Source organism: Klebsiella sp. WP3-W18-ESBL-02, assembly GCF_014168815.1.
Lineage (GTDB): Bacteria > Pseudomonadota > Gammaproteobacteria > Enterobacterales > Enterobacteriaceae > Kluyvera > Kluyvera ascorbata_B.
Genome location: NZ_AP021972.1, coordinates 3,521,849 through 3,537,629 on the forward strand (window position 1 = coordinate 3,521,849; position 15,781 = coordinate 3,537,629).

Here is a 15,781-nt window from a genome sequence, read left to right on the forward strand (position 1 = left end):
TCAACTTCACGCAATATTGTTAATTATGTTTTTAATTGAACGTCATGATGAACAGAATGTTAATGATGTGTTTTTATTCTGGCATTGATAGTTATCAAATGAAGTGAGATTGAATGGTGTGGTAATTAAATTTAACGAGGCATGCCGGGAACAGGCCAATAATGCCCGTATAGATTAAAGTAGACCTTCCGTCATTTTTTTCCACTGCTGACATCTGTCCGAATGACAATTAACAAGTTTTTAACCAAATAAATTATTAATGCAACATTCATCCCTTCTGAACGGATGCCAGCCGGGTATAAACGTCTGAGCCCTTACTCATCAATCGAACAAAAAACAGGCAAGCGGGCAACGCCAGCAGGCTCGCTGACGTTACCCTCCAGACCATCAGCCAGGCTTAACGCTAAAAGTACGCGACTGACATGGATGGAAGATGCCGGCGATGACCTTTGTGGCATCCTGATCCGGGTACGGGATTTCATCCATTCCCGTTTCCCGGCACGCCGCCACGCCTTGGCTGAATGACACAGCGGCCTCACTACACTGGCTGTCGGACGGATTGAACAAACGTAAAATAATCTCATCGCGATCCTCGGCCTTTTTTAGCGCACTGAGCTGGCAGCCTACCGGCGACATGCTGAGCAGACTGTAGCTTTCGGGCACAATCGCCCCGCTTTTATTCAGCTTCATCGCATCCCACGGAATTTTGTTATAGCACTGAATGGGGGTCAGCCAGGATCTTGCCTGCTGAGCCAGGCCGATATTCAGCGGCGTCCCGCTATAGCTGAACAGGCTAAACCGCCCATGAAGCGGGCCACGCATCTGCGAATCAGGCACCGGCAGTTTAATTCCCGAGGGACGACCAGGGCGTAGAAGCAGATCTTCTTTACCCAATACCCCTACGCCACGAAGCAGCGTCAGGGCGAAGGTTTTTTTCTCCTCGCCGAGTACTTCAAACTCGCGTAGCCCCTCGCTAAAAACGGCTAGCCCGTTACGCCCTTCCTGAAGAGCGGCATAGTTGAGTAAATTCCATACCGGGATCGGCGCTTCCTTCCACCCCTCTTCTTGCCAGTAAGCCATTGCCTCATCGCGAACCGGGCGCATTATTGAGCCAAACTGCGTATCGGCCAGCACTTCCCGCGTGTGAAAAGGCGTCGGAATCAGCACCCGAACGCGGTGATCGTCAGCCTGATTATCCAGCCTGACCTCCACGTCAATACGCCGACTATTGTGGCTGAGGGTCACCTCCACTTCGATGCCAAGCTCACCGTTACGCTGGCGCGCCGCACGCGCGTTAAGATTTGCTGGCACCGCCATCTGATAACGAATAATCACCCGACTTTGCCAGGCCTCGTGGATGACCTCGTAGTCAAAAGGCGTTTGCACGCTCGTCAGCACCCACTCCTCTCGCGGAGGCGAATAGTCATATTCATCACCATCGTCACCGCCGTCTTCGATTTCCAGCACCCGGTCATAAACGATTCCGCTGTCTTTATCACGCAGTCGTAGCGTTCCGTCGCTATTCATCTCAATTTGCCAGAAGGCGTTTTCCAGCAGCGATGTCGCCGCGGGTGAAGGCTTCACCAGGCTTCCCGCGACGTGCGGCTCAACGTACAGCGTGCGGTAGCCCATCGACGGCAGGATTTGGTGAAGCTGAATATCAAACTCCATAAAGGGCTCGTAATTCCCGTAGTGCACAATTTGCCGGTCAATAAGCCCGGGATCGATCTCCCTCGCCTGGCGAATAAAATAGGGAATGTCATGACCTTTGCCGTCAACCAGGCGGAACTGGCTGGCCCGCAGGCGAATCGTGGTGTTGATCGTCTCTTCGCGCGGCCACGGCATCAGGTTAAACATCACCAGTTTATCTTCTGCGCTGTGCGCCATGTTGTCGGCAATCTTGCGCATATAAAAACGAATCAGGTTATCCGCCATGTCTTCGGCCAGTACAAAACGCGAGACAATCTCCTGATGGACTTTGTCGCTACAGCAGCAGCCAATGCTGTCATGGGCGTGGTTTTTTAAAATTTCTTTCCACATTTTCTCGAGCAGGCCATGGTGATATTCAAAGCCCAGGCTCCAGGCCAGCGTGGCTAGCGGTTCCAGAATATTGACGATTTTATTCTCAATGCGCGCATGGGCGATTTTGATATCCATACGCGTAGAGCCAATAGTCCGGTGAACGCGCATGTATTTGCCGTCGATAAACTCGCCCTGTAGGGTCGCCAACACGTCGCGGTGCGCTTCAATGCGCTCAAAGACATCTTCAAAACGACTCATGACAAACTGCCGCTGCGGATAAATATCGCGCAGCTTCTCCATCACGGCGAAGATATTTTGTTGCAGTGGCATCTGGTCGTGGCCGTTAGGCAGCAGGATCTCTTGAGTGACCGAGGCTTTTTCCAGCACATCAAAGTAACCATCAAGCCGTTTACGCAGCCCGGCTTCGTCCTCCGGTAAGTACTTACCAATCGCGTAGCCCAACGGCAGTACCTGGGTGACCACTTCACTTCCGTCCCGGCTTTGCCATAAAAACTCCGTTTTATCGGTGCCATGGCGCTCAGAGCAGCCGCGCCAGAAGAGCGCGCGGGTCAGACCAAAGCCGTTATAAATATGCGGTAGCTGCCCGGACATACCGAACGAATCCGGAAGGTAGCCAATCTTCATCGGTTCGCCAAACGCCATACAGTCACGAATGCCGTACATCAGATTACGCACGATAGATTCACCAGAGACAAGGGTGGTGTCGGTTTGCGTATACCAGGGTCCAATGATCAATTTACCGGCCTGTACCAGCGATTTCACGCGTTCGCGATTTTCCGGCTTCACGGCGAAGTAGTCTTCAAGTATGGCCGTTTGCCCGTCCAGCACGTAGTACTTGTAATCAGCGTCCTGTTCAAGGCGGGAGAGGATCTCTTCCATATTGTTGATGAGTAAAATACGTGACTCTTCGGTAGTGAAATACCATTCACGGTCCCAGTGCATATGTGGCGTAATGTGAACGCGAGATACTGCTTTCATCTTCGTTTCCTGTTAAGTAAGTGCTTACGGCATCACGCTATCGGTGGTGTATTTTCCCTGCTTTACCGCCTGACGACGCCAGAGCAACAGCACCATGGTCGAGATAAACGTCCCAACCAGCGCGGCGCCAAACCAGCCCGCCGCCGCAGTAAAAGCGCCGATTCCGGCATGCTGAAGTAAAAAGAGAGAGAAAATCCCCGCGCCCGGCGTGGAAAGACCGATCCCCATCGCGCCGACAATCGCGCCGGTCGCCATCGACCCCAGGACAAAAGAACCAATCACGCGTAGCGGATCTTCAATAGCCATCGGAATCGCCCCTTCGGTAATTCCGGCCAGACCGAGCAGCCAGGTCGATTTACCGGTTTCGATCTCAAACTGTTTAAACAGATGCGGTGCCAGCAGGGTGGACGCCGTCACGCTGAAGGCCGAAACCATTTTGACTGAAGCAAAAATGGCGTACGGTCCATATACGCCGTTGGCCATAGCCCCCAGGCAGAAGGCATAAGCCGCTTTGTTTACTGGACCACCGAGATCGAACGAGCACATAAAACCGAGGATCATGCCCAGCAGCAGAGCATTGGCACCGGATAACCCGTTCAGCCACGCGGTGAGGCTATTGTTAATCCATGCCACGGGTTCACCAATCACGAACAGCATCAGGCTGCCCGCCGCCAGCGTGCCGATAACCGGATAAAGGTAGAACGTCAGAAAACCGTTAAAACGCGCGCTCAGGCGGATATGGTTTTTGACCCAGCGCATCAGGTAACCCGCGATCAGCCCCCCGGCGACGGCGCCCAGAAAACCGGCGCCAATCATATTGGCCGCCAGCCCGGCGGCAAAGCCGGGTGCCAGCGCCGGTTTATCGGCCAACGAGTAAGCCGTATAGGCAGCCAGCACGGGCACCATCAGCGTTCCCAACATGCCACCACCCAGCTTGCGGTACATCCACAGCCAGGAGTTCTCCAAATCAAAAAGGTGCTGCAGGCCAAAAATCTGCGCCAGCAGTACCGCCACCGCCAGCACGGTCCCACCGGCGACAATCAGCGGAACAGCAAATGAAATGCCGCTCAGCAATGCCTGTTTGAGCTCGGTTTTCACGCTTTTTTTCTGCTCCAACTGCGGCTGGGCGTGCCTCTCCCCTTTCAGGGGCTCCAGCGCCAACGCGCGTTCAATCAGCGCCTCGGCGTGGCGCAGCGGTTCCGCAACCGGAACGGAAAGAGACGGCAGACCGCGAAAGCGCTCGCTCTCCTTAATGGCCACTTCTGCCGCGAAAATACAGGCCCGGGCATCGTTGAGCTGTTGCGCGGTGAGGCGGCCTTCAATACCGTTGGCTCCCTGCTTTTCCACCACCACATTGACGCCCATGCGCCGCCCGGCTTTCTCCAGATACTCTGCCGCCATATAGGTGTGCGCAATGCCCGCCGGGCAAGCGGTCACGCAGACGATGGTGGGCGCCTCGGCGTCCAGTTCAATCGCCGCCTTCTCTGGCTGAGCCGCCAGCGCTGCCAGCAGCGCTTCGGCGCTGTCGGCAGCCATCACGCGGCGCCGCACGTCGTCATCGGCGAGCCGGGTGGTGAGTTCCGTCAGGATCTGAATATGGGTGGATCCCGCTTGCGCTGGCGGGATGGCCAGCAGAAAAATCAGCTCGACCGGTTCAGGGCCATCTACCCCGTCCCATGCCAGCGGTTTGCTCAGCGTGGCGACCGCAAATGCCGCCTCTTTTACCGCCGCCGTTTTGCCGTGCGGCACCGCCAGACCTTCGCCAAGTGCCGTTGGCCCCTGCGATTCCCGGTGAAACACTTCCGCCAGATAGGCATCGATATCGGTAATGTTGCCCAGTTCAGCCAGCCGCTGTGCCAGCTGGCGAATCGCGTCATCGCGATCGGTAAAACATGCCTGTAAACAGACAGCACGAGGGTGAGACAGGGTCGTCAGGTTCATGATGATCCTCAGAGGATTGTCGTTATGTTGTGCGGCGATTGTGGCAGACAAAATAATACATTTAAGTGATCAATTTCACTAATAGCCAATAATTTGTATTTAATTTGTATTGTTTACTATTATTGAGATGTCGGCATAATCAGCTAAAAAGGTCTTAACCAATTCATACAAAAGCGAAAAGCGATGAGTAAAAAACCGATGTATCGCCAGATTGCCGACGCACTGCGGGGGCAAATTACGCGCGGTGAGCTAAAACCGGGCGACGCGTTGCCAACCGAATCAGCGTTACAGGCAGCTTTTCAGGTCAGCCGTGTGACCGTCAGACAGGCGCTCAAGCTGCTTACCGAGCAGGAAATTATTGAAAGCATTCAGGGAAGCGGCTCCTATGTAAAAGAAGAGCGCGTCAACTACGATATCTACCAGCTCACCAGCTTTTACGAGAAGCTCGCCGACCGACACATCGAAACCCACAGCGAAGTGAAAGTGTTTGAAGTCATCGCGGCCGGTGAAGCATTGGCCGAGCAGCTGCAGCTGGCCGCCGACGATAAGGTCTGGCACGTTAAGCGCGTGCGGTTTATCAAGCAAAAGGCGGTCACCCTTGAAGAAACGTGGATGCCACTCGCCCTTTTCCCCGACCTGACCTGGGAAGTGATGGAGAATTCTAAATATCACTTTATTGAAGCGATCAAAAAAATGGTTATCGATCGTAGCGAACAGGAACTTATCCCAGTGATCCCCAACGAAGAAACGGTGGCTATGCTGGGAATTATGCCGGGCAAACCGGTGCTGGAAAAAGTATCGCGCGGCTTTTTGCAGGATGGGCGAATCTTTGAATATAGCCGCAATACCTTTAAGAGCGACGACTATAAATTTACGCTGGTCGCCAGACGGCGCCATTAAAAAAGGCCGCCCAGGGGCGGCCAACCATGTCGAAACCAGACATATAAGGCTCCCTACTTCCTGTATGCGTCAGGAATTCGCGTAGGGAGCAGAGAGGATTACTTGATAATTGATTTCAGCGCTTCGCCGATATCGGCCAGGCTACGAACGGTTTTCACGCCCGCGGCTTCCAGCGCAGCGAATTTCTCGTCTGCCGTACCTTTACCGCCTGCGATGATGGCGCCAGCGTGGCCCATACGCTTGCCTTTCGGCGCGGTGACGCCCGCGATGTAACCGACAACCGGCTTGGTCACGTGATCTTTAATGTACGCAGCGGCTTCTTCTTCTGCGCTACCGCCGATCTCACCGATCATAACGATCGCTTCAGTCTGCGGATCTTCCTGGAACAGTTTCAGGATATCGATAAAGTTAGAACCCGGGATCGGGTCACCACCGATGCCCACACAGGTGGACTGGCCGAAACCGTAGTCGGTGGTCTGCTTAACCGCTTCATAAGTCAGCGTACCGGAACGGGAAACGATGCCCACTTTACCCGGCTTGTGAATGTGGCCCGGCATGATACCGATTTTACATTCGCCCGGGGTGATAACGCCTGGGCAGTTCGGGCCAATCATACGCACGCCCGCTTCATCCAGCTTCACCTTCACGGTCAGCATATCCAGCGTAGGGATGCCTTCGGTGATGGTGATGATCAGTTTGATGCCTGCATCGATCGCTTCCAGAATGGAGTCTTTGCAGAACGGTGCCGGAACGTAGATAACGGTAGCGGTCGCGCCCGTCGCTTCTACCGCTTCACGCACGGTGTTGAACACCGGCAGGCCCAAGTGCGTGGTGCCGCCTTTGCCTGGCGTTACGCCGCCAACCATCTGCGTACCGTAAGCAATCGCCTGTTCGGAGTGGAAAGTCCCCTGGCTACCGGTAAAGCCCTGACAGATAACCTTGGTATCTTTATTAATTAAAACTGACATTATTTCCCCTCCACTGCGGCAACAACCTGCTGAGCTGCATCCGTCAGACTTTTCGCTGCAATAATATTCAGGCCGCTATCAGCCAGTTTTTTCGCGCCGAGTTCGGCGTTGTTGCCTTCCAGACGGACGACAACCGGGACGTTAACGCCCACTTCAGCTACCGCGCCGATGATACCGTCAGCGATCAGGTCGCAACGTACGATACCGCCGAAGATGTTAACCAGAACGGCTTTAACATTGTCATCAGAGAGGATGATTTTGAACGCTTCGGTCACGCGCTCTTTGGTTGCGCCGCCGCCAACGTCGAGGAAGTTAGCCGGTTCGCCGCCGTGCAGCTTAACGATGTCCATGGTGCCCATTGCCAGGCCCGCACCGTTAACCATGCAACCGATGTTGCCGTCGAGCGCAACGTAGTTCAGTTCCCACTGTGCAGCCTGCGCTTCACGCGGATCTTCCTGCGACTGATCGCGCATTTCACGCAGATCGGCCTGGCGGAACAGCGCGTTGCCATCAGCGCCCAGCTTGCCGTCGAGGCAGATCAGGTCACCCTGTTTGGTGACAACCAGCGGGTTGATTTCGATCAGCGCCAGGTCGCGCTCCAGGAAGATAGTCGCCAGACCCATGAAGATCTTGGTGAACTGCTGAACCTGTTTACCTTCCAGACCCAGTTTGAACGCCAGTTCGCGACCCTGGTAAGGCATCGGGCCAGCCAGCGGATCGAGCGCCACTTTGTGGATCAGGTGCGGGGTTTCTTCCGCCACTTTTTCGATTTCCACGCCGCCTTCGGTAGAGGCCATAAAGACCACGCGACGGGAGCTACGATCGACGACCGCGCCCAGGTACAGCTCTTTACCGATGTCGGTAGCCGCTTCAACCAGGATCTGGTTAACCGGCTGGCCGTGTGCGTCCGTCTGGTAAGTCACCAGACGTTTGCCCAGCCAATGTTCAGCGAAAGCGCGGATGTCTTCTTTCGAGTTAACAACCTTCACACCGCCCGCTTTACCGCGGCCACCAGCGTGAACCTGACATTTCACTACCCACGGGCCAGCGCCGATTTTTGAAGCGGCTTCTTCTGCTTCGCGCGGAGTAGTACAGGCATAACCCACCGGAGCCGGTAAGCCATAGCGGGCAAAGAGTTGTTTTGCCTGATATTCATGTAAGTTCATGTGTTCTATCCATCCTTCAGGTAATCATTATCTTAAACCTGTAGGCCTGATAAGACGCGCGAGCGTCGCCATCAGGCATCGCATCAACGCCGGATGGCGGCGTAAACGCCTTATCCGGCCTACAGGGCAGGTGGTACTCTTATTGGCTACACGTCCAGCAGCAGACGGGTTGGATCTTCCAGCAACTCTTTAATGGCGACCAGGAAGCCCACAGACTCGCGCCCATCGATCAGACGGTGGTCATAGGACAGTGCCAGGTACATCATCGGCAGAATTTCCACTTTACCATCCACCGCCATCGGGCGGTCTTTAATGGCATGCATACCCAGAATCGCGCTCTGAGGCGGGTTGATGATCGGGGTAGACATCAGGGAGCCGAATACGCCGCCGTTGGTAATAGTGAAGTTACCGCCGGTCAGATCTTCTACGGTCAGCTTGCCGTCACGGCCTTTAACCGCCAGCTCTTTGATGTTCTTTTCAATGTCAGCCATACCCAGTGCATCAACATCACGCAGGACCGGGGTCACCAGGCCGCGCGGCGTAGAAACCGCCATGCTCACATCGAAGTAGTTGTGATAAACCACGTCATCGCCGTCGATGGACGCGTTCACTTCCGGATAGCGTTTCAGCGCTTCCACTACGGCCTTCACGTAGAAGGACATAAAGCCCAGACGGATACCGTGACGTTTTTCAAACGCGTCACCGTACTGCTTACGCAGGTCCATGATTGGCTTCATGTTCACTTCGTTGAAGGTCGTCAGCATCGCGGTAGAGTTTTTCGCTTCCAGCAGACGCTCGGCCACGCGTTTACGCAGACGGGTCATCGGTACGCGTTTCTCAGAGCGACCAGCCAGCGGCGCAACCGGAGCGGCAGCAGCCGGTGCCGGCGCAGCAGCGGCTTTCGCCGGGGCTTTTGCCAGGTGCTTCTCGATGTCTTCACGAGTCAGACGGCCGCCGACGCCGGTGCCTTTAATGGCGCTGGCTTCGAGGTTGTGCTCAGCCAGCAGGCGACGGATCGCCGGGCTGAGCGCTTCGTTGTTCTGCTCTTCCAGAGAAGCCTGCTGGCGCTGAGCCGGCGTTGACTCTTTGCTGTCAGCTTTGGCGCTGGTTTCTTTACCCGCGCTGTTGCCTTCACGCAGGCGGCCCAGGATCTGACGGGAAGTGACGGTGGTACCTTCATCTTCCAGAACGGCATCAAGGATGCCATCTGCCGACGCCGGTACTTCCAGTACCACTTTGTCAGTTTCGATTTCTACCAGCACTTCATCACGCACAACCACATCGCCCGGTTTTTTATGCCAGGTGGCGACGGTGGCATCCGCTACGGATTCAGGCAGGTCGGGAACCAGAATATCTACGCTACTCATTATGTATCCTTAATTAATCGACGTTCAGCGCGTCATTGACCAGATCTTGTTGCTGCTTCTGGTGAACGGACATATACCCTACCGCCGGTGAGGCGGAGGCCGGGCGACCTGCATAGCGCAGAGCGGCCCCAAATGGAATCACATCACGGAAATGATGCTGGCTGCAGTACCAGGCGCCCTGGTTGAGCGGCTCTTCCTGGCACCAGACAAAATCATGCACGTGTGCATAAGGTTTCAGTGCTTCTTGTACCGCCTGGTGCGGGAACGGGTACAGCTGTTCAACACGCACGATAGCGACATCTTTCTGATCGTTCTTACGGCGCTGTTCCAGCAGGTCGTAGTAAACCTTACCAGAACACAGCACCACGCGTTTCACCGCTTTCGGGTCCAGATCGTCAATTTCGCCAATCGCCGGCATGAAGGTACCGTTCGCCAGCTCATCCAGGCTGGAAACCGCCAGCGGGTGGCGCAGCAGCGACTTCGGCGACATGACCACCAGCGGACGGCGCATCCCGCGCAGCGCCTGACGACGCAGCATGTGATAAACCTGAGCCGGGGTAGACGGTACGCAAACCTGCATGTTCTGCTGTGCGCAAAGCTGCAGATAACGTTCCAGACGCGCGGAGGAGTGCTCCGGGCCCTGCCCTTCGTAGCCGTGCGGCAGCAGCATCGCCAGGCCACACATACGGCCCCACTTCTGCTCACCGGAGGAGATAAACTGGTCAATCACCACCTGCGCACCGTTGGCGAAGTCGCCAAACTGCGCTTCCCAGATGGTCAGCGTGCGCGGCTCAGCCGTCGCATAGCCGTATTCAAATGCCAGTACCGCTTCTTCAGACAGCACGGAGTCCCACACTTTGAAATCGCCCTGGCCGTTGTGCACGTGCTGCAGCGGGGTGTAGGTCGAACCGTTGGTCTGGTTATGAATCACCGCGTGACGATGGAAGAAGGTACCACGACCGGCATCTTCACCAGACAGACGCACCGGGATGCCTTCATCAACCAGCGTGGCGTACGACAGGTTTTCCGCGCCGCCCCAGTCGAACAGCTTCTCGCCTGCCGCCATGGCCTGACGGTCACCGTAGATTTTCGCTACGCGCGACTGCATTTCCACGCCTTCCGGCACGGTGCTGATACGGTTAGCCAACTCCTGCAGGCGCTTCATGTCAACCTTGTTCGGGTAACTTTCGTCCCATTCATGATTGAGGTACGGCGACCAGGTAAAGGAGTGCAGGTTCATTGGACGCCACTCTTTCACCACGCATTCGCCCGCGTCCAGCGCGTCGCGATACAGGTTAACCATTTCAGTGGCATCTTCCAGCGTCGCGACTTTGTCCGCTTCCAGCTTGTCAGCGTAGAGTTTGCGCGGGGTCGGATGCTTTTTGATTTTCTGGTACATCAGCGGCTGGGTTGCGCTTGGCTCGTCGGCTTCGTTGTGGCCATGACGGCGGTAGCACACCAGGTCGATGAACACGTCGCGCTTGAAGGTATTACGGAAGTCCAGCGCCAGACGGGTCACGAAGGCCACGGCTTCCGGATCGTCCGCGTTAACGTGGAAAATCGGCGCCTGAACCATCTTACCGATGTCGGTGCAGTACGGCGTAGAACGCGCGTCCAGCGGGTTAGAGGTGGTGAAGCCCACCTGGTTGTTGATAACGATGCGAACGGTACCGCCCACTTCGTAACCCCGCGCTTTGGACATGTTCAGGGTTTCCTGAACCACGCCCTGCCCGGTCACTGCCGCATCACCGTGAATGGTGATAGGCAGCACTTTATTGCTGCTCGGCTCGTCCAGTCGGTCCAGACGCGCGCGAACGGAACCCATGACGACCGGGCTCACGATTTCGAGGTGCGACGGGTTAAACGCCAGCGCCAGGTGTACCAGACCGCCTTCGGTTTCGATGTCGGAAGAGAAGCCCATGTGGTACTTCACGTCACCGGTGCCGAGGTGTTCTTTATGTTTGCCGGAGAACTCGTCAAACAGCTCCTGGGACTGTTTGCCCAGTACGTTGATCAGCACGTTCAGACGACCGCGGTGCGCCATACCCAGCACTACTTCACGGGTACCGCTCTTGCCCGCATGGCGGATCATCTCTTTGAGCATCGGTACCAGCGCGTCGCCGCCTTCCAGCGAGAAGCGTTTTGCGCCCGGGAATTTCGCGCCCAGGTAGCGTTCCAGGCCTTCCGCCGCGGTCAGTTCGCTCAGGAAGCGCTTTTTCTCTTCTGCGCTAAAGGTGGCATGCCCCGCTTCAAAACGCTGTTGAATCCAACGTTTCTCTTCGGTGCTGGTAATGTGCATGTATTCCGCGCCAATGTGGCCGCAGTAGGTCTGTTTGAGGGCATCAATCAGATCGCCGAGCTTCATCGTCTCTTTGCCGATGGCAAAAGAACCTACGTTAAAGCTCTCCTGGAAGTCGGCCTCGGTCAGATCGTGGAAAGCGGGATCTAAATCAGCCACTCGCTCCTGCTGCCACAGTCCCAGCGGATCGAGATTCGCATGCTGGTGACCACGGAAGCGGTAAGCGTTGATAAGCTGCAGGACTTTAACCTGCTTCGCATTCGTGTCAGGGTCGGAAATCGAAGAAGAGTAACGTGAGGCATCCTTCGCCAGACGACGGAAATAATCACGCGTTTTGGAATGAAATTGATCCGGTTTGACTCCGGTACCAGGTAACTGCTGGAACATTGAACGCCAGTGAGCGTCGACAGAGTCAGGATCGGTTAAGAAGTCTTCATAGAGCTGTTCTATCCAGCTCTGGTTCGCACCAGAGAGGTAAGAAGAGTCCAGCCAGGCTTTCATTGCGCCGTTCTGCATCGTGATCCCTTAAGCATTTTATGCTTATTTCGCCGTGGATAACTACGACGTACGCCGGTAAAGCACACGTCCCAGGGTTCACTTGCGAGCTCTTGTATTTGCACTGGCCCGCGAAGGAACCTTTAGAAACTGTCTTTAGAGTTTTTTGGACTCTCACCCTTTCTGCTCAGAGAAAGTAGATTTGGCAGTTTTTAAAGGTTTCCTGCATGTTTGTTGCCTGATGGCGCTTCGCTTATCAGGCCTACGGGGGATGTAGGCCGGATAAGACGGTACGTCGCCATCCGGCAACAATGACTACTTACGCACTACGTTGCAGCAGCATCGACTTAATGTGGCCGATGGCGCGCGTCGGGTTCAGACCTTTCGGACATACACTGACGCAGTTCATGATGCTATGGCAGCGGAATACGCTGAAAGCGTCACTTAACCCTTCCAGGCGGCTATCGGTTTCGGTATCACGGCTATCAATTAAGAAGCGATACGCAGCCAGCAGGCCTGCCGGGCCGATAAACTTGTCCGGGTTCCACCAGAACGACGGGCAAGAGGTCGAACAGCATGCGCAGAGAATACACTCGTACAGACCATCGAGTTTCTCACGCTGCTCCGGCATCTGCAGATGCTCACGAGCCGGAGGATTTTGCCCATTATTCAACAAGTAAGGCTTAATCTTCTCATACTGTGCGTAGAATTGCCCCATGTCTACCACCAAATCGCGGATCACCGGCAATCCAGGCAGCGGACGGATAACAATTTTCTTGCCCGGCTGATTCAGCGCGGAGATCGGCGTAATGCATGCCAGACCGTTTTTCCCGTTCATGTTCAGACCGTCCGAACCACAAACCCCTTCACGGCAGGAGCGGCGGAACGACAGGCTCGGATCTTTTTCTTTCAGCTGGATTAACGCATCCAGCAGCATCATGTCGCGACCTTCTTCCGCTTCTAGGGTGTAATCCTGCATGCGCGGAGCGTCGTCAACATCCGGGTTATAGCGATAAACTGAAAACTCGAGTTTCATTGTCCTGTCTCCGCATTAATAAGTACGAATCTTCGGCGGGAATGCCGGGCGCAGTTTCGGTTCCATATTGACGCTACGACGCGTCATGGATTCCGACTCTGGCAGATACAGGGAATGGCACAGCCAGTTTTCATCATCACGTTCCGGGAAGTCGAAGCGGCTATGTGCGCCACGGCTTTCGGTACGGAAGTTTGCCGACACCGCGGTGGCGTAAGCGGTTTCCATCAGGTTATCCAGCTCCAGGCACTCTACGCGCTGGGTGTTGAACTCGCTGGAAGTATCGTCCAGGCGCGCATTTTTCAGGCGCTCGCGGATAGCCTTCAGCTGCTCCAGACCTTTTGCCATCGCATCACCTTCACGGAACACCGAGAAGTTGTGTTGCATACATTCCTGCAGCGCTTTGCGGATTTCAACCGGGTCTTCACCGTTACGATTACCGTTCCAGCGGTTCAGGCGTTCCAGAGAAGCGTCGATCTCTTCTTCGGTTGCATCACGCAGTACGCCCTGCTCGGCAATGGATTCCTGCAGATGCAGGCCAACGGCACGACCAAATACCACCAGATCCAGCAGCGAGTTACCGCCCAGGCGGTTGGCGCCGTGAACGGATACGCAGGCAATTTCACCTACCGCGAACAGACCAGGAATCACCACATCTTCGCCCTGCTCGTTCACGGTCAGCGCCTGACCGCTTACTTTGGTCGGAATACCGCCCATCATGTAGTGGCAGGTTGGGATAACCGGGATTGGTTCTTTAACCGGGTCAACGTGTGCGAAGGTACGAGACAGCTCCAGAATGCCCGGCAGACGGGATTCCAGCACTTCTTTACCCAGATGATCCAGCTTCAGCTTGGCGTGTGGACCCCATGGGCCGTCACAGCCACGACCTTCACGGATTTCGATCATGATGGAACGCGCCACCACGTCACGACCCGCCAGGTCTTTCGCATTCGGCGCATAACGCTCCATGAAGCGCTCGCCGTGTTTGTTCAGCAGATAACCACCTTCACCACGGCAGCCTTCTGTGACCAGAACGCCCGCGCCGGCAATACCGGTCGGGTGGAACTGCCACATCTCCATATCCTGCACCGGCACACCGGCACGGATAGCCATACCCACGCCGTCACCGGTATTGATGTGGGCGTTAGTGGTGGACTGATAAATACGCCCTGCACCGCCGGTCGCCAGCACGGTGGCACGGGCTTTGAAGTAAACCACTTCGCCGGTTTCGATACACAGGGCAGTACAACCCACAATCGCGCCATCGGCATTTTTCACCAGATCCAGCGCATACCACTCGGAGAAAATCGTAGTGTGGTTTTTCAAATTCTGTTGATAAAGAGTATGCAACAGCGCGTGACCGGTACGGTCAGCCGCTGCGGCGGTACGTGCTGCCTGCTCGCCGCCGAAGTTTTTCGACTGGCCGCCAAACGGACGTTGATAGATGGTCCCATTCTCCAGACGGGAGAACGGCAGCCCCATATGGTCCAGCTCCAGAATCGCTTCCGGACCGGTTTTACACATGTATTCAATGGCGTCCTGGTCACCGATATAGTCCGACCCTTTTACGGTGTCGTACATATGCCATTCCCAGTTATCTTCATGGGTATTACCGAGCGCCACGGTGATGCCACCCTGCGCTGATACGGTATGGGAACGGGTCGGGAACACTTTAGACAACAGCGCACAGGTCTGGCCGCTTTGGGAAATTTGCAGCGCCGCGCGCATACCTGCGCCACCGGCACCAATCACTACAGCATCAAATTCTCTGACTGGCAGTTTCATCACACACCCCACACCACAACAAATCCATAGATAACGTAAACCAGCAGCGCAACAACAATCACCAGTTGCAGCGTCAGGCGCAGCGCCAGCGGTTTAACGTAGTCGGTTAACACCTGCCACATGCCGATCCAGGCATGAATCAAGATGGAGAACAGAGCCAGCAGGGTGAACACTTTAGTGAACGCAGAGGCAAAGAAACCGCTCCAGATTTCCCAGGTGACTTCACCGTGAATCGCAAAAAAGCCCACCATGTAGATGATGTACAGAGTCAGGACAATAGCGGTGGCGCGAACGAGGATGAAGTCATGTACGCCGTTGCGTCCTAATGCTGAGGCGTTGCTTACCATACGAGGACTCCTGCAAGAATTGAAAGCACGACAGTAATAACGAAAGAAATTTTGGCAGAGCGCTTACCGGCCTCGAGGGTTTCTTCGATATAACCGAAATCCATTAACACGTGACGAATACCCACAACCGCGTGGTAGGCCAGCGCAGTGAGGATGCCCCACATAATGAATTTAACGAAGAAACTGCTCATGATAGAGGAAGCGGTCAGGAAGCCTTCCGGGGAAGAGAGACTGGTGCCCAGCAGCCAAAGCAGAATGCCCACCGCCACAAACGTAATCACGCCGGAAACGCGATGAAGAATGGACGCTATCGCTGTTATAGGGAACCGGATCGTTGTCAAATCCAGATTGACAGGTCTTTGTTTTTTCACATTTCTTATCATGAATAACGCCCACATGCTGTTCTTATTATTTCCTTCCTCCGGTCTGCAGGCGGGTCAAGCAGCGTCCTTTCTATAA

General features: G+C 55.2%; 11 protein-coding genes. 1 reads left to right on the plus strand and 10 read right to left on the minus strand.

Annotated features, from left to right (window positions below; all coding sequences use genetic code 11):
• Positions 1 to 387: 387 nt before the first annotated feature.
• Both mngB and mngA read right to left on the minus strand, forming a co-directional pair.
• Positions 388 to 3,021: a mannosylglycerate hydrolase gene (gene mngB / locus H7R56_RS16855; protein WP_106924639.1), complete on the minus strand. Its 2,634-nt coding sequence runs from the start codon at positions 3,019 to 3,021 to the stop codon at positions 388 to 390.
• Between the two features lie 24 nt (positions 3,022 to 3,045).
• A complete protein-coding gene (gene mngA / locus H7R56_RS16860; protein WP_106924640.1) occupies positions 3,046 to 4,962 on the minus strand; it encodes a PTS 2-O-a-mannosyl-D-glycerate transporter subunit IIABC in 1,917 nt (638 codons plus the stop codon).
• 183 nt (positions 4,963 to 5,145) lie between these two features.
• Between mngA and H7R56_RS16865 the strand changes: the two genes are divergently transcribed.
• Positions 5,146 to 5,862 carry a GntR family transcriptional regulator gene (locus tag H7R56_RS16865; protein WP_106924641.1) on the plus strand — a complete coding sequence of 239 codons (717 nt, stop codon included), beginning with the start codon at positions 5,146 to 5,148 and terminating at the stop codon, positions 5,860 to 5,862.
• Between the two features lie 98 nt (positions 5,863 to 5,960).
• On the opposite strand, the gene sucD is transcribed toward H7R56_RS16865, so the two are convergent.
• From sucD to sdhC, 8 genes are all read right to left on the minus strand, one after another.
• Positions 5,961 to 6,830 (minus strand): succinate--CoA ligase subunit alpha, encoded by an 870-nt coding sequence (sucD, locus tag H7R56_RS16870; protein ID WP_006809578.1) that lies wholly within the window; start codon positions 6,828 to 6,830, stop codon positions 5,961 to 5,963.
• The gene (gene sucC / locus H7R56_RS16875; RefSeq protein WP_003022927.1) at positions 6,830 to 7,996 is read right to left on the minus strand and encodes an ADP-forming succinate--CoA ligase subunit beta; all 1,167 of its coding nucleotides are present in this window, start codon (positions 7,994 to 7,996) and stop codon (positions 6,830 to 6,832) included. Before sucC ends, sucD begins: the two co-directional genes overlap by 1 nt.
• 146 nt (positions 7,997 to 8,142) lie before the next feature.
• Entirely contained in the window at positions 8,143 to 9,363 is a 1,221-nt protein-coding gene (odhB, locus tag H7R56_RS16880; protein ID WP_106924642.1) for a 2-oxoglutarate dehydrogenase complex dihydrolipoyllysine-residue succinyltransferase, read from the minus strand.
• Between the two features lie 13 nt (positions 9,364 to 9,376).
• Positions 9,377 to 12,178: a 2-oxoglutarate dehydrogenase E1 component gene (sucA, locus tag H7R56_RS16885; protein WP_106924643.1), complete on the minus strand. Its 2,802-nt coding sequence runs from the start codon at positions 12,176 to 12,178 to the stop codon at positions 9,377 to 9,379.
• A gap of 298 nt (positions 12,179 to 12,476) precedes the next feature.
• Positions 12,477 to 13,193, minus strand: coding sequence for a succinate dehydrogenase iron-sulfur subunit SdhB (gene sdhB, locus H7R56_RS16890; RefSeq protein WP_064548333.1), 717 nt, complete (start codon positions 13,191 to 13,193; stop codon positions 12,477 to 12,479).
• Between the two features lie 15 nt (positions 13,194 to 13,208).
• Positions 13,209 to 14,975, minus strand: coding sequence for a succinate dehydrogenase flavoprotein subunit (gene sdhA, locus H7R56_RS16895; protein WP_106924644.1), 1,767 nt, complete (start codon positions 14,973 to 14,975; stop codon positions 13,209 to 13,211).
• Positions 14,975 to 15,322, minus strand: a complete 348-nt coding sequence (gene sdhD / locus H7R56_RS16900) for a succinate dehydrogenase membrane anchor subunit (protein ID WP_035892719.1) — start codon at positions 15,320 to 15,322, stop codon at positions 14,975 to 14,977. The genes sdhA and sdhD overlap by 1 nt, the downstream gene beginning before the upstream one ends.
• A complete protein-coding gene (gene sdhC, locus H7R56_RS16905) occupies positions 15,316 to 15,720 on the minus strand; it encodes a succinate dehydrogenase cytochrome b556 subunit (RefSeq protein WP_181357960.1) in 405 nt (134 codons plus the stop codon). Before sdhC ends, sdhD begins: the two co-directional genes overlap by 7 nt.
• Positions 15,721 to 15,781 lie beyond the last annotated feature (61 nt).